Origin of the sequence: Ramlibacter sp. (assembly GCF_028291745.1) — a bacterium.
In the GTDB taxonomy this organism is placed as follows: Bacteria; Pseudomonadota; Gammaproteobacteria; order Burkholderiales; family Burkholderiaceae_C; genus Ramlibacter.
Genome location: NZ_JAQGNQ010000095.1, coordinates 1 through 18,017, shown reverse-complemented (window position 1 = coordinate 18,017; position 18,017 = coordinate 1). Strand labels below are relative to the sequence as shown.

At 68.1% G+C, this 18,017-nt stretch carries 14 protein-coding genes and 1 tRNA gene; 9 read left to right on the top strand and 6 right to left on the bottom strand.

The features are described from left to right. Positions 1–6: 6 nt before the first annotated feature. From JWP60_RS17860 to JWP60_RS17830, 7 genes are all read left to right on the top strand, one after another. Positions 7–1,335, top strand: a complete 1,329-nt coding sequence (locus JWP60_RS17860) for a lysophospholipid acyltransferase family protein (protein WP_299794431.1) — start codon at positions 7–9, stop codon at positions 1,333–1,335. Positions 1,336–1,397: 62 nt separating this feature from the next. Continuing rightward, complete coding sequence (locus JWP60_RS17855; RefSeq protein ID WP_299794429.1) at positions 1,398–2,423, top strand: fatty acid desaturase; 1,026 nt, start codon at positions 1,398–1,400, stop codon at positions 2,421–2,423. A gap of 18 nt (positions 2,424–2,441) precedes the next feature. Next, the gene (locus tag JWP60_RS17850; protein ID WP_299794426.1) at positions 2,442–4,028 is read left to right on the top strand and encodes a hypothetical protein; all 1,587 of its coding nucleotides are present in this window, start codon (positions 2,442–2,444) and stop codon (positions 4,026–4,028) included. Next, positions 4,028–6,043: an acyl-CoA synthetase gene (locus JWP60_RS17845; protein ID WP_299794423.1), complete on the top strand. Its 2,016-nt coding sequence runs from the start codon at positions 4,028–4,030 to the stop codon at positions 6,041–6,043. Before JWP60_RS17850 ends, JWP60_RS17845 begins: the two co-directional genes overlap by 1 nt. Before the next feature lie 57 nt (positions 6,044–6,100). Continuing rightward, complete coding sequence (gene accD, locus JWP60_RS17840; RefSeq protein ID WP_299794420.1) at positions 6,101–7,009, top strand: acetyl-CoA carboxylase, carboxyltransferase subunit beta; 909 nt, start codon at positions 6,101–6,103, stop codon at positions 7,007–7,009. Then, a complete protein-coding gene (locus JWP60_RS17835; RefSeq protein ID WP_299794417.1) occupies positions 7,006–8,007 on the top strand; it encodes an acetyl-CoA carboxylase carboxyltransferase subunit alpha in 1,002 nt (333 codons plus the stop codon). The genes accD and JWP60_RS17835 overlap by 4 nt, the downstream gene beginning before the upstream one ends. Next, a complete protein-coding gene (locus tag JWP60_RS17830) occupies positions 8,004–8,558 on the top strand; it encodes an SDR family NAD(P)-dependent oxidoreductase (protein WP_299794414.1) in 555 nt (184 codons plus the stop codon). Before JWP60_RS17835 ends, JWP60_RS17830 begins: the two co-directional genes overlap by 4 nt. Positions 8,559–8,668: 110 nt before the next feature. Here the strand turns inward: JWP60_RS17830 and JWP60_RS17825 are convergent. Then, positions 8,669–8,762: transfer RNA gene (locus tag JWP60_RS17825), tRNA-Ser, on the bottom strand. Positions 8,763–8,826: 64 nt separating this feature from the next. After that, on the bottom strand, positions 8,827–10,095 hold the full coding sequence (locus JWP60_RS17820) for an aspartate kinase (protein ID WP_299794411.1): 1,269 nt from the start codon (positions 10,093–10,095) through the stop codon (positions 8,827–8,829). A gap of 413 nt (positions 10,096–10,508) precedes the next feature. On the opposite strand from JWP60_RS17820, the gene JWP60_RS17815 reads away from it, so the two are divergent. After that, complete coding sequence (locus JWP60_RS17815) at positions 10,509–13,142, top strand: Ig-like domain-containing protein (protein WP_299794408.1); 2,634 nt, start codon at positions 10,509–10,511, stop codon at positions 13,140–13,142. Positions 13,143–13,311: 169 nt separating this feature from the next. Here JWP60_RS17815 and tilS read toward each other — a convergent pair whose 3' ends face one another. Genes tilS through cysS form a run of 4 tightly spaced genes read right to left on the bottom strand, consistent with a single transcriptional unit; the run spans position 13,312 to position 17,279 of the window. After that, a complete protein-coding gene (gene tilS, locus JWP60_RS17810; protein ID WP_299794405.1) occupies positions 13,312–14,295 on the bottom strand; it encodes a tRNA lysidine(34) synthetase TilS in 984 nt (327 codons plus the stop codon). Beyond that, positions 14,258–15,235, bottom strand: a complete 978-nt coding sequence (locus tag JWP60_RS17805) for an acetyl-CoA carboxylase carboxyltransferase subunit alpha (RefSeq protein ID WP_299794402.1) — start codon at positions 15,233–15,235, stop codon at positions 14,258–14,260. The genes tilS and JWP60_RS17805 overlap by 38 nt, the downstream gene beginning before the upstream one ends. 35 nt (positions 15,236–15,270) lie before the next feature. Continuing rightward, positions 15,271–15,909 carry a DNA-3-methyladenine glycosylase 2 family protein gene (locus tag JWP60_RS17800; protein WP_299794399.1) on the bottom strand — a complete coding sequence of 213 codons (639 nt, stop codon included), beginning with the start codon at positions 15,907–15,909 and terminating at the stop codon, positions 15,271–15,273. Next, positions 15,906–17,279 (bottom strand): cysteine--tRNA ligase, encoded by a 1,374-nt coding sequence (gene cysS / locus JWP60_RS17795; protein WP_299794353.1) that lies wholly within the window; start codon positions 17,277–17,279, stop codon positions 15,906–15,908. The genes JWP60_RS17800 and cysS overlap by 4 nt, the downstream gene beginning before the upstream one ends. A gap of 155 nt (positions 17,280–17,434) precedes the next feature. On the opposite strand from cysS, the gene JWP60_RS17790 reads away from it, so the two are divergent. Continuing rightward, on the top strand, positions 17,435–18,017 hold a 583-nt coding region (locus JWP60_RS17790), incomplete at its 3' end, for a tetratricopeptide repeat protein (RefSeq protein ID WP_299794350.1).

Below are 18,017 nucleotides of genomic sequence, written 5' to 3'. Positions count from 1 at the left end.
ACCGACGTGTCGAACCAGCAGCCAAGCGCCCGGCCGGCACGGCCGGCTCCCCGCCCCGGACCCGGCGGCACTTCCCCCGATCTGAACGCCGACTACACGGCCGTGCCGGCCAAGTGCCTGGTGCTGCGGGCCATCTACCGGGTGGTGACCTGGCTGTTCCTGTTCTTCATGCGCAAGCACATCGATCGCATCGTCGGCCTCGAGCATCTGCCCGAAAAAGGCCCCTTCGTCATCGTCGCCAACCACCTGAGCTACATGGACGACTTCCTGCTCGCCCATGCGATTCGCCTGTACTACGGGGAAAAGCTGTACATCCCCACCAACAGGAAAGCCTTCAAGGGCATCTTCCGCTCCTGGCTGCACCTGGCCTGCGGCGCTGTGGAAATCGATCCCGCGGACCGGGAAGGCACGTATCGCGCGCTGCGGCGGCTGATCGCCGACGGCCGGATCGTCCTGGTGTTCCCGGAAGGCACCCGCTCCGACGGCAAGGCCCTGCTGCCGTTCAAGTTCGGCGCCTTCAATCTCGCGCGGGAGCTGGGTGTTCCGCTGGTGCCGGTGGCGCTGCTGGACACACACCGGGTGCTGCCCAAGTGCCGGCTCTGGCCCGTGAAGGGAAGCCGGGCCAGCGCCGTGATGCTGCCGCCGGTGCTGCCCGCCGATTTTGAGCGCGACGGCGTGCCCGCCGTGAAGGCAAGCTGCCGCGAGCGGCTGGCAGCCGTGCTCCAGTCCGAAGCGCCATGGAACGCCGAGGCGGCGCAGGTCACGGCGCGCCATCTGGCCGCGCGCGCGGAGCACCTGCTCGAGGACCTGATCGAACGCGGCCCGGAGATGATCCGCTGGACGGACCTGCGACCGGTGTTCCGCCTCGTGGAGCTCGCGTCGCACAGCGACCCGGGCAGCCACGAGATGCAGGTTCAGCAGTTCCGCGCCTGGGGTTTCCGGCTGCTGTCGGCGCCCAAGCCCTTGGCGCCCTTGCTGTTGCCGCGGTTCCGCGCATTGGGGGCATGCGCACTGCGCCGCGATCCCCACCAGCCCTTCGTCCACTACGTCCACGGCCAGTTCCACCTGCGTGCCCCCCGCATCGTCGGCGGCAGCCGGCAGCGTGCACTCGCGTCGTTCGAGGAGGCATACCGCTCGGCGCCGTCCTACGGCATCGACCGGACCCGCTTCTCGATCTCCTATGCGCAGGCGCTGGCACGCAACGGACAGCGGCACCACGCACTGCACCTCCTGCAACGGGACTTCGCCGGCTACCCGCTGCATCCCACGCGCCTGAAGCAGCGGGCCGAACGTGCCGGCGCGCTGGTCCTGCGCCTGCAGGCCGCGCACCCTTGAACCTGCCGCCGCCATCCGCTCACGCGTCCCGGCAAATCGCCTCCACCATGAAGGAAAGTCCCATGCAGCTCGAACCCCAGGAGCCGTTCGCCACCCCGCAGCCGAAGCCGAGGATTCCAGCCCATTTCACCCGCAAGTCATTGCTTGGCGCCTCCGGCCTGATCGCCTTCATGCTGGCGATGTTCCTGGTCCCCGCGGGCATCAACTACTGGCTGTGGATGCACTCCACCTGGCCATGGTGGGGGTGCCTGGCAGCGAGCCTTCCGCTCTTCGTGATCGCCGGCCAGGGCGTGCACCTCATGGGTTGGGTGGCGCACGACGGCTTCCATCTCACGTTCCATTCCAATCCCAGGGTCTCTGCGGTCATCGCCCTGTTCTTCTCGTCGATGACGCTCGTGTTCTACGAGTCGGGGATGGCGATCGACCATTGGTCGCATCACCGCTTCGCCAATACCGAGCATGACCCGGACCTGCGGCTGCTGCGCCGCTACAGGACCTTCTGGGGCCGGATGTTCGGCCAGCGCAATCGCGCCAACGCGCACTATTTCCGACGCGCGCTCCACCTCGCTCTCGGGCGTCCGCTGCCGCCGGAGATCTCCAACGTGAGGTTGCCGTTCAGGCCGCCGGTGATGCGTGCACTGGCGGTGCTGAACCTGCTGTTCGCGCTCGGGTGGCTGCTGACGTACCTCCATGTCGAGACGCTGCTGCCTGGCTCCATCTGGATCTGCGTGGCGGTGCCGCTGGTGGTCAGCGGCTGGCTGTCGGGCCTGCGCTCCTTCACCGAGCATGCCCATACCGGGGTGGGCGATCTGCACAACACGCGCAGCCGCACGCACTGGCTGTTCACGCTCATCGACTACGGCGGCAACTACCACCTCGAACACCACCTGTACCCGTCGGTGCCCCAATGGCGCCTGCCGGCCCTGCACCGCTGGCTGGTGCAGCACGGCTTCTATGACCGCTTGCCCGATCCGTCGGTCATCGACCCGCACCTTTCCGTGTACCGCTACACCCTGGCCCGCTATGAATACGGCCGCAAGTCCAGCGCGCCGCGGGAAACCGCGGTGCCGTCCCCCGTCCACCCCTGACCCTGAGGAACATCTGCAATGGAAGCTCTCTCTGAACCCGCGGCGAAACGCCGCATGGTGCTGGCCGAAAGGCCGATGCGAGGCCTGGAGGTCGTGCTCGCGCAAGTCGGCGACACGATGGGTCCCGATCTCATCGTCGCTGCCCTGCGCGGTCCGGTGTCCGAAGCGCTGCTGCGCGACGCTTGCTGGCGCGTGCAGCAGAAGCATCCGTCACTGCGCGCCGCCATCCGCTGGCCGCAGGGGCGCGCACAGGCTCCATGGCTGCAGGTCTTCGAAGCGGATCGCGACGCCCTCGATGTGGTGGTGGTCGAGCCTGCCGACGCGGGCCCGCAGCCCTGGCGGCGGACGCATTCGGCCCATTGGGAATGGGTGGCAGAGGAGCAGTCGAAGCACCGGTTCGACCTCGATGCAGGGTTCCTTTTCCGCGTCGTCTGGGTGCCGGACTCGTCCGGCGACACCGGCCACCTGATCATCTGCAGCCACCACGCCGTGGTGGATGGCACATCGCTGATGCGGCTGGTCAACCAGGTTCTGCACGAGATGTCTGCCTTGCATGAGATCCTCACCGGAAGCGGCGCCTTGCACGCGCGGGCAGCAGCACGCCTGCGCCCGGTCGAACCGATGCCTTTGTCGGCGTCGCTGTATTCGCACCTGCGCTTCGGCTGGCTCGACAAGGTGCTCACGTGGGTGGGGCGGTGGCAGTTCGCGCGGGAGCAGAAGCAGTTCACCACTGCGCCGTGGCTCCCGATTGCAGCGCCGGGGCCCGGCAACCAACTGCAGGTGCGCACCCAGTGCGTCTTCCGGCGGGGCCAGCCAGGCGCATGGCAGGAGCTGTCCACGCAATGCAAGCAGCGCGGCGTCACGGTCGGCGGCGCCTTCAGTGCATCGGTGCAGTTCGCCGTGGCACGCTACCTGACGGAGCACGGAATGCCAGTGCCGATGCGCGGCCGGCACGTGGCGATGCCGCTTTCCATGGACTACAACATGCGCGGCCGCGTCGACCACGGCCAGATCGACGGCGAGGCGATCGGCCTCGGGACGAGCATCGCCAGCATCGGCGTGAAGGTGTCGCCGGAGATCGGATTCTGGCCACTCGCACGACAGCTCATGGAGAGCGCGCGCCAGCAGGTGAAGCTCGGGATACCGAAACTGTTCCAGGCCGTCACCGACACGGTGACCGACTACCGCGAATTCATCGCCCGCTGGGGGCTCGACCACCGCCGCTCGGGCGGCGCCGGCGACGGGATCAACATCAGCAACGTCGGCCGCTACCCGTTCGCGGAGCGCGTCGGCTCCTTCGCGATCGAAGACGTGTTCGGCTTCAACGGAGCGTGCGTCGGCGGCCCGCTGTTCATCTTCTGGCTGCGGCAGGTGGACGGCCACCTTTGCTACAACGCGATGGCCTGCAGCCCCGCGGTGGACCGGCAGCGCCTGGCCCAGGTGTTCGGGCATGTCGTGGAGCTGATGGAACGGCTGGCGCCGACGGCGCGGTCGGACGATCTCACCCTGGCCGCGTACAGCCGGATGCGCGCCGCGCAGGCTTTGCCGATGCCCGCGCCCGCGACCGCCGACGTCCTCGCCGCTGCATGGCCGCGGGAGCTGTGATGTTGCAGCCGTCAACGCCCGTCCGGGACCTGAAGGACCTGCTGGCCGTCGAGTCGAGGCCGCTCGATTCCTATTGCGCCGTGCAATCCAGCTACGAAGCATTGGACGCGGCGGCCGCGCAGTGGCCCGACAAGACCGCGCTGCGATTCTTCATCGACGGCCATTGCCATGACCGCCGCCGCATTCCGATCCGGGCCCGGCTGCGCGCAGCCGGCGCGCTGCTGCGTTACTGCAGCCCGGTGGCACGGCCCTACGAGGAATTCAGCTTTCGCGAAGTGCGCGAAAAGGTGTCGCAGACCGCGCGGCTGTTTCGCGAGTACGGGGTCGGCCGAGGCGACGTGGTGTCATTGCTGTTGCCGAATCTGCCGGAAACCTTGTTCTGCCTGTGGGCCGCGGAGGCGGTGGGCATCGTGAATCCGATCAACCCGCTGCTGGAACCGGAAATCATCGAGAGCATCCTCGTCCAGGCCAACACGCGGGTGCTGGTGACTGTCGGCAACCTGCCGGGCAGCCCGATCTGGAGCAACGTGCAACGCCTGCTGGGACGCGTCCCGAGCCTGCGCGCCGTCATCCTTGTCCGCGGCGACGGCACACCGGACTGCGTGCACTACCGCCGGGCGCTCGCGCGCCAGGAGCGCGCGCCGCTGCCGCGCGAGGCATGGCCCGACGCGGACGACGTGGCCAGCCTGTTCCACACGGGCGGCACGACGGGCTCGCCCAAGCTGGTTCGCGGAACGCATCGGAACAAGCTCGCCAACGCGAAGATGCTGGCCCTCGTGACGCCGCTGCGCCGGGAGGATGTCGGCTTGCTCGTGCTGCCGATGTTCCATGTGAATGCCGCGATCAATGCGCTGTTCGGGTTGCTGCTGGGCATGACGACCGTGATCGCCGGACCGGCGGGATTCAGGACGGCCGGCGTTCGGGAACGGTTCTTCGACATCATCGAGCAGCACCGCATCTCGTACTTCAGCGCGGTTCCCACGATCTTCTCCGCCTTGCTGCAGGCGCCGCCGCGCTCACAGGACCTGCGTTCGATGCGCTTCGCGATATCGGCCGCGGCGGCACTGCCCCGCGAGGTGATGCGGGCTTTCGAAGAGCGCACCGGGATCCGCATCATCGAAGGGTACGGCCAGACCGAGGCGACCGTGGCAAGCTGCCTCACGCCATTCGGTGCCGCGAGCAGGCCCGGCTCGGTGGGCCTGCGGCTGCCGTTCACCCGCCTGAAGGCCGCCGTGCTGGACGGACAGCGCCACGTCCGGGACTGCGCGCCCGACGAGATCGGGCAGCTGCTGATCGCCGGCGACCACGTCGCCAACGGCTATCTCGATCCGCGGCACGACGGGCAACTGTGGGTCGACGACGGCATAGGGATGCGCTGGCTGGCTACTGGCGATCTCGCGCGTGTCGACGAGCACGGCTACGTCTGGCTCACGGGCCGCGCCAAGGAGCTCATCATCCGCGGCGGGCACAACATCGATCCGCGCATGATCGAGGAGGCGCTGCAGTCGCATCCCGACGTCGTGACCGCGGCCGCCGTCGGGCAGCCGGATGCGAGGCTGGGGGAGGTACCGGTGGCTTACGTGACGCTTGCGCCCGGGAAGCCCCACCACACCGACGACCTGCTCCACCACGCCACCCGGCACATTCCGGAGCGGGCAGCATGGCCGAAGGCCATCCGCGTCATCGACGAGATGCCACTGACGGCTGTCGGCAAGGTGTTCAAGGCGAAGCTGGTCCAACTGGAGCACGAGCAGGCCGTGCTCCAGGCCCTGCAGGACCTGGAACCGCAGCGGCGCCTGCTGGGCGTCGAATGCAGACCGCACCCTGAACACGGACTGCTCACCGAGGTCCGCCTGCAGGCGAGCGAAGGCGAGCGCCGACAGGTGGAGCGCGCGGTGGCGCAGCGCCTGGGGCCTTTCGCGCTGCGCTATCGGCTGACGCTCGAACCTGCACCCGCCCGCGATGCACTGCACTGCGCCGCGGAAATGCGCGCAACCGCGCTGGATCCCATCTAGATCGAGAGGAAACATGATGACGACAAGGCATGCTCCATCCGGCCGGCGGAGGCCACGATGAACTGGATCGCCCGGTCCGCGCCGCCGCCGATCCAGCCCCGAGGGGAAAGCGGGCGTCGCGTCGTTCCTGATCGCGTCTGGGCCAAGTGCCACTCCTGCCGCACGACGCTGTTCGGCCAGGAGTTGCTGCGCAACCTCCACGTGTGCCCGCGATGCGGGCACCATGCAGCGATCGGCGCGCGCAGCCGCCTGGCATCCCTGCTGAAGGCGGGCAGCACGACGGAGATCGGCTCCGACGTCGTGCCGCGCGACCCCCTGCGCTTCGAGGACTCGTCTCCCTACACCGTGCGACTCGAGCGTGCGCAGACGGCTTCGTCCGAAAGCGAGGCGCTGGTGGCACAGACCGGGCTCCTGTCCGCAAGCACCGGCATCGAGGTCGCCATCGCCTGCTTCGACTATCGCTTCATGGGCGGCTCGATGGGCTCGGTGGTGGGGGAACGCTTCGTTCGGGCGGTCGATGTCGCATGCGAGCGGCGGCTGCCCTTCGTCTGCATCACTGCCAGCGGCGGTGCGCGCATGCAGGAAGGACTCTACTCGCTGATGCAGATGGGAAAGACCACCGCGGCCATCGCCCAGTTGAGGCGCGTCGGCTTGCCGTTCGTCTCGATCCTGTCCAACCCCACGATGGGCGGCGTGTCTGCGAGCTTCGCTTTCCTGGCCGACATCGTGGTCGCCGAACCCGGAGCGTTGATCGGCTTCGCGGGACCGCGCGTCATCGAACAGACGCTGCGCACGAAACTGCCCGCGGGCTTCCAGCGTGCCGAATTCCTGCTGGAGAAGGGCGCGATCGACCTGATCGTTGATCGCCGCCAGCAGCCGCAGATGCTGCATCGCACGCTGGGCATGCTGCAGCGCGATTGCCCGACGCAGATCCACTTCCTGGAAACCGAGGAGAAAGCCTCATGAATGCCGGACAGCTCGAACGTGAAGTCATCGATCTGCAGCAGGAAAGCCTCGTGCAGATGCTCGATACGATCGCGACGGCGCGCCTGCCCGATCCTGGCGAAGGCGGTGTGCCGGGCGATGCCCGGTCTTGCCTGACGTTGGACGATGCGCAGCCCGACCTCGACGCCTGGCAGATCGCCCAGCTGGCGCGTCACCCGCAGCGGCCGCAGGCGCTCGACTACATCGAGGGGCTGTTCACCGACTTCGTCGAACTCCACGGCGACAGGGCCTTCGGCGACGACGCAGCCATCGTGGCCGGCCTGGCGCGGTTTCGAGGGAGGCCTGTCGTGGTGATCGGCCACCAGAAGGGGCGCAATGTCAAGGAGCGCATGCACCGCAACTTCGGAATGGCACGCCCGGAGGGCTATCGCAAGGCGCTGCGGATGATGGGGATGGCCGAGCGGTTCGGTCTGCCGCTGGTCACACTCATCGACACGCCCGGCGCCTTTCCCGGCATCGACGCCGAGGAGCGCGGGCAATCGGCGGCCATCGGTGAATGCATCTACCGGCTCTCGCAGCTGAAGGTGCCGACGGTGAGTATCGTGATCGGCGAAGGCGGCTCAGGCGGCGCGCTTGCCATCGGCGTCACCGACCGGGTCTGCATGCTGCAGTATGCGACCTACTCGGTGATTTCCCCGGAGGGTTGCGCATCGATCCTCTGGAAGAGCGCCGCCAAGGCGAACGTGGCGGCCAGCGCGCTGGGAATCACGGCGCCGCGGCTGCATGCGCTGGGGCTGATCGACGAGGTGATCGCGGAACGCGACGGCGGTGCCCACTGCAGCGCGGAGAAGGCGATCGAACAGGTCGACGCGGCCTTGCTTCGCGTGCTGACGGCTCTGGAGGCGATGGACGCAGCCTCGCGGCTGGCGCAGCGCCTGGCGCGGCTGCGCTCATTCGGTGCGTTCGCCGAGACTGCCAGGCCTGCGGGCGCCGATGCCGAAGGCTGGACGTCCTCGTGAACAATGCCGGCAACTTCTACGCCGGGTTCTTCGAGGAACTGAGCCCCGACGAGGTTCGCAGCCAGGTCGAGACGCTTCTGTTCGGCCCGATGAACGTCACCTGCGCCGCGCTGCCGCAGATGCGCAGGCAGCGCTCGGGCCTCGTGCTCACCATTTCTTCGACTGCGGGCATCACTGGGCAAGCGTTCTGCACGGCCTATGCCGCCGCCAAGTTCGGCGTGGAGGGTTGGATGCAATCGTTGGCTCCCGAGGTGCACCAGTTCGGTATCCGGACCATGCTGGTGGAACCAGGCTTCTTCCGGACCGAACTGTTCACGCCAGACTCCACGACGTTTGCGAAACCCAGCATTGCCGACTACGCCGAGCAGACGCGCGAAACTGCGACTGCTTGGAGCGGCATGAGTGGCAAACAAGGCGGTGCCCCTGTGAAGCTCGCCAGCGCGATTGTCGTCCTGCGATCGGTAGAGGTTTCAGACATGTCGAGTCCTTCAAGCCAGGAGAAAAGTACCCCCATAAGGCTTGCCTCGATACCCCACCTCGTACCCCCATAAGGGGTGGGAACGTCATGGACGTCCCGGGACGCAGAAAGACAAAAAGCCTTGATTTCTCAAGGCTTTTTGCTGCTGGAGAGGACCTCTGGGGACCTCTTCGGACTTCGTCCTGGCGGAGCGACAGGGATTCGAACCCTGGATGCAGGTTTTTGCCCGCATACTCCCTTAGCAGGGGAGCACCTTCGGCCACTCGGTCACCGCTCCGTGACGGGGATGATACCCGAACTCGAGGTCCCGGCCGCGCCGGGACGCTGGCGTGCTTGCGCTCCTATCCGACCGGCTGATCGAGATCGAACGCCCGGTGCAGTGCGCGCACGGCCAGCTCCATGTACTTCTCGTCGATCACCACCGAGGTCTTGATCTCGCTGGTCGAGATCATCTGGATGTTGATGCCCTCTTCCGACAGCGCGCGGAACATCTTGGAGGCGATGCCGACGTGGCTGCGCATGCCGATGCCGACGATCGACACCTTGCAGATGCGCGTGTCGCCCTGGATGCGATCGGTGCCCAGCGTGGGCAGCACCGAGGCCTTGAGCACGTCGACCGTGCGCGCATAGTCGTTGCGGTGGACGGTGAAGCTGAAGTCGGTCTTGCCGTCGTGGCTGACGTTCTGGATGATCACGTCGACCTCGATGTTGGCCTCCGCCACCGCACCCAGGATCTGGAAAGCGATGCCGGGCCGGTCGGGCACGCCCAGGATGGAGATCTTCGCTTCGTCGCGGTTGAACGCGATGCCGGAGACAACGGCTTGTTCCATTTTCTCGTCTTCCTCAAAAGTGATCAGCGTGCCGGATGCCGCTTCTTCCTCGATCGCGATGTCCCACGGGGTGAAGCTCGATAGCACGCGCAGCGGAACCTGGTACTTGCCCGCGAATTCGACCGAACGGATCTGCAGGACCTTGGACCCCATCGAGGCCATCTCCAGCATTTCCTCGAAGCTCACGGTGGCGAGGCGCCGGGCCTCGGGCACCACGCGCGGGTCGGTGGTGTAGACGCCGTCCACGTCGGTGTAGATCAGGCACTCGGCCGCCTTCAGCGCCGCGGCCACCGCCACGGCGGACGTGTCGCTGCCGCCGCGCCCGAGCGTGGTGATGTTGCCGAGGTCGTCCACACCCTGGAAGCCGGCGATGATCACCACGCGCCCGGCGGCAAGCTCGCGCCGCACCCGCCCGTCGTCGATCGAGTCGATGCGGGCCTTGGTGTAGGCACTATTGGTGCGCACCGGCACCTGCCAACCCGCGAAGCTGACCGCGGGGATCCCCTCGGCCTGCAGCGCCAGCGCCAGCAGGCCCACCGAGACCTGCTCGCCGGTGGAGGCCAGCATGTCCAGCTCGCGCTGCACGGCTTCGTCGGTCCTGGCGGGCGAGACTTCCTTGGCCAGGCCGAGCAGGCGGTTGGTCTCGCCGCTCATGGCGCTGGGCACCACCACCATCTGGTGACCCGCGCGCGCCCACTTGGCAACGCGCTTGGCGACATTGCGGATGCGCTCGGTGGAGCCCATCGACGTGCCGCCGTATTTGTGAACGATCAATGCCATCGGAACCGGGATGAGAAAGGCCACGCAGTGGCCGGAGACAGGAGGCCCCAGGGACGCGGGGCGACGCACCTGGAAGCGCGGGATTATACCTAGCGCCCCCATGGCCTCTTCGTTCGGGGGCTCCGGCACCACGGAGTGGGCGCCTGTGCCCACATCGGCCCCCACTTAGGGGCCGCAAACCCGGCATCGGGGGTGCCATCGCCACGGCACGTTCGTGCCAGCGGTAATAGGTCACGAGTTCCTTCCAGGTCAGCCTGCGGTCAGGTTGGCACAGCCCGTGCGTCACACCCCTTTGCAGGAAGAGGACGGCGCCGCCGCCGCGGTGCCGCCGGGCCAGGAGGGGGCTGCGCATGGCTTGGCAATGAGTGCGGCCGCGTACCCGAACGTGCTGAGCTGAACAACTTGAGGTCTTCATGAAATCGAAATTGCATGTCATTTCCGCCGCCGCATTGCTGGCCATTGCCGCCACCGCTCCGGCGCACGCCAGCCTCGAGCGCACCGGCCCCGTCGACCGCGCCCCCGCCATCGGCGGCTACCCGAGCTGGTTCCAGGACCACACCGGCGTGACGCTGGAGTTCTGCAGCCTGACCAACCAGACCGAATGGGACGGCGGCTGGTGCGTGGTGGCGCCGCCGGACGGCCCCCCGAACGGATTGCCCGAGGTGTTCCCGACCAACTACTTCGGCGAGCACTTCTACTACGACGCGGCCAATGTGCTGCTCGACCCGGGCAACGCGTTCAAGGCCCGCCTCGTGCTGGCGGTGGAAGCCGCGTTCTCGGGGGGCCCCCCGATCGATGGCGACCAGATGACGTTCACCCGCCATCGCATCCAGATGAACACGCTGCCGTTCGACGGCGACTACCGGGTGATCACGCCCTTCAGCGACACGATCTACCTGGATCAAAAGGTCGGCGACCGCATCTTCGAGACGGTGGACATCGGCGTCGCCTGCCCCACCACCTTCGACTGCACGCTGGCCGGCACGCTGGGCCCGTTCCTGCTGCCCTCCGCGACCGCGGGCGGTGCGGAGATCCCGCCGATGCCGGATTTGCAATCCGCGCCTTCCGGCACCGATCCGTTCTACGACCTGCTGGTGGCCACCGGCGCCACGACCGGCGCCCCCGGCACCGGCAAGAAGTACCTGGCCGACCCGGCTCGCGTGGGCACGGTCACGGGCACCCCGCTGCCCGACTTCACCGCGAACAATGTCGACGGCACGTCCGCCCAACGCAACCACAACACCTTCCGCGTCGAAGTGCGCGTGCCCACGCCCAACCACGACGGCCCGGTCTTCTACACGATCGACGGTGAGAGCAACTTCACCGTGGCAGGCCGCCTGATGACCGGCAACCTGCCGGGCCGCGTGAACGGCGGCCGCGCCGTGTACCGCGCCGACGCCAGCGGCAATGCCACCGACGTCGACGTCTTCAGTTCCGCGTCGCCGACCGTGCAGGCGCGCATCCCCGGCCAGCCGGTGCAGGGCGTCGTCAAGCCCGCGCTCGCCTTCTATCCGCAGGCTTGCGGCGGTGCCGTGACGATCGATCCCGCCACCGGCGCCACGACCGTCAACCCGCCGCCCTACACCGCACCGGCGGGCACGCAGACCAGCCTGGTCAACGACACGAACAGCACGGACTACTGGGGCCAGGCGCCGGTCACGGGCAAGCCCGCGAGCCACGTCTGCATCGTCGACACCACGGCGCGCAATGCGGCGGGCCAGATCGAGCCGGCCTACTTCCTGCGGCCGCTGACCGACGACGTGGTCGTGAAGACGGCGGCGTACAACGGCCCGTCCGGCGGCACGCTGGCCGTGACGGCCGAATCGAGCGACCCGACGGCCTTGCTGACGCTCGCCGGCTTCGGCAGCGGCGCCCCTGCTGCCGACGGCTCCTTCACCGGCCGCGGCCCCGGCGCGGATCTGGCGGGCAACGCGGTGACGGTGCACGCCATCACCTCGCCGCCGAACCAGGTGCAGGTGGTCTCCTCGCGCGGTGGCGCCGGCTTCCACACCGTCCAGACGGCGCGCGGCATGGCCGTGGCGGCCGGCCAGATCGTGGCCGGTAACGACACGGCCACGGTGCTCGAGGACTGCTCGCCCAACGCGTCCGCCAGTTGCGCCCCCGGCCAGGGCGTGACCATCGACCTGCTGGCGAACGACACGATCGCGCTGAACGGCACGCAGCAGAACCTGCGCCAGCTGCTGCAGCAAGGTGGCAGCGTCACCGTGACCCTGGTGCAGGGCGCGCGCCTGGGCATCGCGAGCGTCTCGGCCGACGGCATCCTGAGCTACACGCCGAACCCGAACGCCAATGGCACCGACGCGATCTCGTACGCCGTGTCGGTGAACGGCGGCGCGGCCTCGAGCGCGGCGGTGGCCACCATCACGGTGACCCCGGTGAACGACCTGCCGATCGCGGGCGACATCACGATCAATGCGGTGCAGAACGCCGCGATGACGCTGAACCTGCTGGCCACCTCCACCGATCCCGACGGGGCCGCCGACCTGAAGAACGTGGTGATCACGGCCTGGCCGCCGCAACTCGGGCCGCAGCCGGTGCCGGTCAAGGGCGTCATCAGCTTCACGCCGGCGGCAACGGGCAACTTCGCCATCGGCTTCCGGGCGGTGGATGCCGCCGGCGCGCAATCGATCAACACGGCGACCAGCACGGTCACCACGGTGGCGAGCGAGACCATCGGGCTGACGCGCGTGCTGTTCGAGTCCGGCAGGAACCGGTTCCGGGTTGACGGCACCGACACGATCCGCGCCAGCCAGACGATCTCGATCACGTACACGAACGGCACGCTGTCGCGCGGCCCGAACGCGGGCCAGACCTGCGACGGCACCGACCGCATCCCGGAGTGCACGGTGGGCACGACGGGTGTGACGGCGACCGGCGCCTTCAGCTTCGACTCGCAGTTCGCGGCGACCGCGTTCCAGAACCCGAACCCCGCGGGTGGCTGGAGCGTGGCACCGACCGTGGTGCGCGCGTGGTCCAGCAACCCGGTGCTCGGTGGCGGTGCGACGCTGACGATCACGAAGAAGTAAGTGGGGGTGAGGGGCGGCGCGGCCGGGAGGACCGCGCCGCCCACGATGCCGGCAGACCGATGTCGTCGCGGGACCGGTTGGATGTCATTGCGGGCTTGACCCGCAATCCAGATGGCGCCGATGCAAGCGCCGCCGTGGATCCCGGGTCAAGCCCGGGATGACATCCTCGCTACTCCACCGTGTACTGCAGCCGCTCGCCTTGCCGCTGCACGAACCCGCTCCCCACCTTGATGCGAATGCGGTGTCCGCGCGTGGTGCAGTCGGCCACCTGGGCCAGCAGTTCATCGAGCTGCGCGGCGCTGGCAGTGGCGCTGTACGTGGTGCGCAGCCAGTGGCGCAGCACGTTGGCCTGGCGCGAGCGCGGCATGTGTTGCAAGGACGTGATCCCGGGCACGCCGCCCATGCGCGCCAGGTCTTCCACCGCCACCGACTCCAGCAGCTCCTGCCCCTGCGCCGCGTGGCGCGAGGACCGCGCGAAGGTCTCGCGGTAGTGTGGAAACGCCTGTTCCAGCGCGGGCAGCAGCAAGTGGCGGATGCGGTTGCGGGTGAAGGCGATGTCCGCGTTGCTCGGATCCTCCACCACGGGCACGCCCTTGTGCGCGATCCACTCGCGAATGGCCCGCCCGCTGATGGCCAGCAGCGGCCGCACGAACACCATCCCCTCGCGCTGGAACACCGGCGGCATGGCGGCCAAGCCGGGCAGCCCGGCGCCGCGGCTCAGCGCCAGCAGCAGGGTCTCGACCTGGTCGTCGGCATGCTGGGCCAGCAGCACCGACTGCAGCCCGTGCTCCCGCGCCGCATGCGCCAACGCCTGGTAGCGCGCCTGCCGGGCGGCATCCTCGGGGCTCTCGCCCGGCGCATTGCGCGCCGACACGCGCCGCACATGCAGCGGCACGTGGATCGCCGCGCAGGTGTCGCGGCAATGCTGTTCGAAGTCGTCGGCCGCATCCTGCAGGCCGTGGTGCACGTGGACCGCCTGCACCTGCCCCTGCCAACGGGCAGCGGCGGCGATCAGCAAGGTGGTGGAGTCGGCGCCGCCGCTGTAGGCGACGCCCAGCGGCAGCGGCAACTGCAGTCCGGCCAGCGCCGCGACCGCCGGATTGCCGCCGGCGTCTTCAGGCAGCTTCGGCCTTGGTGTCGGAGAAGCGGCCATAGCTTTGCAGCCGCTCGTACCTGCGCTCCAGCAGCTCGCGCACCTTCAGGTCGCTGAGCTGGCGCCAGGCGTCGTTCAGCGCGCGCTTGAGGAAGGCGGCCATCTGCTTGTGGTCGCGGTGGGCGCCGCCGACCGGCTCGTTCACGATCTTGTCGATCAGGCCCAGGGCCTTCAGCCGATGGGCGGTGATGCCCATCGCGTCGGCCGCATCCTGCGCCTTGTCCGAGGTCTTCCAGAGGATCGAGGCGCAGCCCTCGGGGCTGATCACGGAGTAGATGGAGTACTGCAGCATCAGGACCTGGTCGGCCACCGAGATCGCCAGCGCGCCGCCGGAGCCGCCCTCGCCGATGATGGTGGTGATGATGGGCACCTCGAGCTGCGCCATCTCGTAGATGTTGCGGCCGATGGCCTCGGACTGGCCGCGCTCCTCGGCGTCCATGCCGGGATAGGCGCCGGGCGTGTCGACGAAGGTGAACACCGGCAGCTTGAACTTCTCCGCCGTCTTCATGAGGCGCAGCGCCTTGCGATAGCCCTCGGGCCGGCTCATGCCGAAGTTGCGCAGCCCGCGCTCCCTGGTATCCCGCCCCTTCTGGTGGCCCAGCACGACGCAGGGATTGCCGTTGAAGCGCGCCAGGCCGCCGACGATCGACTGGTCGTCGGCGAAGTGGCGGTCGCCGTGCATCTCGACGAAATCCGTGAAGATTTCATTGAGGTAGTCCAGCGTGTACGGCCGCTCCGGATGGCGCGCGATCTTGGTGATCTGCCAGGGCGACAGCTGGCTGTAGATGTCCTTGGTAAGCTGCTGGCTCTTCTTTCCCAGCTGCTCGATCTCGTCCGAGATGTCGACCGCGGACTCGGTCTGCACGTATCGCAGTTCCTCGATCTTGGTTTCCAGCTCCGCGATCGGCTGTTCGAAATCCAGGAAGGTCTTCTTCGCCAAGCCAAACTCCTCAGGTTGCCGCCCTCGCTTGCCGGTCAGTAGGCCACCGGCAGCGGGTCGAGCGATCTCCAAATATACCAAGTGGCGACCGAGCAATACGGGTTCCAGGCCGCCGCCACCTCGCGGGCGTCGCTGCGCGAGACCGGATCGCCCGAGAAATAATTCTTGCTGATGCCGGTGATCAGGCCCACGTCGTCCAGCGGCAGGACGTTGGGACGCATCAGGTGGAAGATCAGGAACATCTCGGCGGTCCAGCGGCCGATCCCGCGGATGCCCACCAGTTCGCTGATGATGTCCTCGTCCGCCATCTCGAGCCAGGCGTCGGCGTGGACGGCGCCCGAATCGAAATGCAGGGCCAGGTCCACCAGGTATTCGATCTTGCGCGCCGACAGGCCGGCGGCCCGCATGTCGTCGACCTTGAGCTTCAGCACGTTGGCCGGCGTCATGCGCCTGGGCAGGGCCGCAAGGCGATCCCACACGCTCTGCGCCGCCTTCACCGAGATCTGCTGGCCGACGATGCTGCGCGCCAGCGTGGTGAAGGCGTCGCCGCGCGACTGCAGGCAGGCCGTGCCGAACTGCGGGATCAGCCGCTTCATCACGCGGTCGCGCCGGGTGAGGTACTTGCGGGCCTCGTCCCAGTACTCCGGCGTCACCAGCTGCGCGCCGTCGGTCACTGCTTGGCTTCCCAGGTGGTCCCGGCCGGCGAGTCCTTCAGCACGATGCCCAGGGCCAGCAGTTCCTGGCGGATGCGGTCGGCGGCGGCGAAGTCTTTCGCCTGCTTGGCGGCGGCACGCTCGGCGATCTTCTGCTCGATGCTTGCTTCATCGAGCGAGGCGCCGGCGCGCAGGAAGGCCTTGGGCTCGCCTTGCAGGATGCCCAGCGTGGCGCCCAGTGCCTTGAGCAGGCCGGCACGATCGGCGGACCTGGAGCGATTCACGTCGGCAGCCAGTTCGAACAGCACCGCGATCGCTTCGGGCGTGCCGAAGTCGTTGTCCATCGCCGCCTTGAAGCGCGCGGCGTGGGGATCGGCCCAGTCGATCTGCACCGGCGCGGGCGGCACCGCGTCGAGCGCTGTGTACAGGCGCCTGAGCGCGCCGCGCGCGTCGTCGAGATGCACGTCGCTGTAATTGAGCGGGCTGCGGTAATGCGCGCGCACGATGAAGAAGCGCAGCGTCTCGGGATCGAACTTGCGCAACACCTCGCGGATGGTGAAGAAGTTGCCGAGCGACTTCGACATCTTCTCGTTGTCGATGTTGACGAAGCCGTTGTGCATCCACACGCTGGCCAGCGGCACGCCGTTGGCGCCCTCGCTCTGGGCGATCTCGTTCTCGTGATGCGGGAACTGCAGGTCGGCGCCGCCGCCGTGGATGTCGAAGGTCTCTCCCAGCAGCGCGCAGGACATCGCGGAGCACTCGATGTGCCAGCCAGGGCGGCCGCGCCCGAAGTCGCTGTCCCATTGCGCATCCTGCGGCTCGGCGGGCTTGGCCGCCTTCCACAGCGCGAAGTCGAGCGGATCTTCCTTGCCTTCGAGCACGGCGACGCGTTCGCCCGCGTGCAGTTCGTCGAGCGACTTGCCCGAGAGCTTGCCGTAGCCGGGGAAGCGGCGCACGGCGTAATTGACGTCGCCGCCGGCACGGTACGCGAGCCCCCTGGCCTCGAGCTGGCGCACGATCTGCAGCATCTGCGGGACGTAATCGGTGGCGCGCGGGTCGTGGGTGGGACGCTCGATGGCGAGCGCGTCGAAGTCCCGATACATCTCGGCGATCATGCGGTCGGTGAGGGAGCGCACAGTCTCCCCGTTTTCGAGCGAACGGCGAATGATCTTGTCGTCGATGTCCGTGATGTTTCGCACGAACGTGACGCGCAGGCCCGAGGCCTTGAGCCACCGCTGCACCAGGTCGAAGGCCACGGTGGCGCGCGCGTGGCCCACGTGGCACAGGTCATACACCGTGATGCCGCACACGTACATCCGCACGTGCCCCGCCTCGAGGGGCGAAAAAACCTCCAGAGCACGCGTGAGCGTGTTGTAGATGCGCAGGCTCATTGGAATCCAGGGATGCGGGGTCGGCGTGGCGCCGTGCGCAAATGTTGTTCTGGGGAAAGCGGGGATGAGCCGCGGCGCAGCCCCACGGCTACAATCGGCCCGCAGTATATAGCCCCCCTTCGGGGCATGTCACACGTGTTGGAGCAAGGGGCCCCATGAAGTTTGCGCGCAAGAATCTTCCCAAATCACTGGGACTGGCCGTTCTGACGGCCGCCCTGCTGGCAGGCGGCGTGGCGCGCGCGGACGAATACGGCGACGTCAACCAGCTGCTGCGCTCCGGCAAGCTCACCGACGCCCTGAACAAGGCCGACCAGTACCTCGCCGCCAAGCCCAAGGACCCGCAGATGCGCTTCCTCAAGGGCGTGGTGCTGACGGAGGCCGGCCGCATCAACGAGGCGATCGCCACCTTCCAGAAGCTGACCGAGGACTACCCCGAGCTGCCGGAACCCTACAACAACCTGGCGGTGCTGTATGCCGGCCAGGCGCAGTTCGACAAGGCACGCGCGGCGCTGGAGATGGCGATCCGCACGAATCCAAGTTACGCCACCGCGCACGAGAACCTGGGCGACGTGTATGCCAAGCTCGCGAGCCAGGCCTACAGCCGCGCGCTGCAGCTCGATGCCGGCAACACCGCCGTGCAACCGAAGCTCGCGCTGATCCGCGAACTGTTCGCGCCCGCCGCCCGCGGTGCTGCTTCCGCCGCCGCCGCGCCGCGCCAGAGCACCACGGTCGCCGCCG

Coding starts and splice junctions, on each gene's coding strand:
- JWP60_RS17855 (WP_299794429.1), top strand. CDS start 1,398: ATGCAGCTCGAACCCCAGGAGCCGTTCGCCACCCCGCAGCCGAAGCCG.
- JWP60_RS17850 (WP_299794426.1), top strand. CDS start 2,442: ATGGAAGCTCTCTCTGAACCCGCGGCGAAACGCCGCATGGTGCTGGCC.
- JWP60_RS17845 (WP_299794423.1), top strand. CDS start 4,028: ATGTTGCAGCCGTCAACGCCCGTCCGGGACCTGAAGGACCTGCTGGCC.
- accD (WP_299794420.1), top strand. CDS start 6,101: ATGAACTGGATCGCCCGGTCCGCGCCGCCGCCGATCCAGCCCCGAGGG.
- JWP60_RS17835 (WP_299794417.1), top strand. CDS start 7,006: ATGAATGCCGGACAGCTCGAACGTGAAGTCATCGATCTGCAGCAGGAA.
- JWP60_RS17820 (WP_299794411.1), bottom strand. CDS start 10,095: ATGGCATTGATCGTTCACAAATACGGCGGCACGTCGATGGGCTCCACC.
- JWP60_RS17815 (WP_299794408.1), top strand. CDS start 10,509: ATGAAATCGAAATTGCATGTCATTTCCGCCGCCGCATTGCTGGCCATT.
- tilS (WP_299794405.1), bottom strand. CDS start 14,295: ATGGCCGCTTCTCCGACACCAAGGCCGAAGCTGCCTGAAGACGCCGGC.
- cysS (WP_299794353.1), bottom strand. CDS start 17,279: ATGAGCCTGCGCATCTACAACACGCTCACGCGTGCTCTGGAGGTTTTT.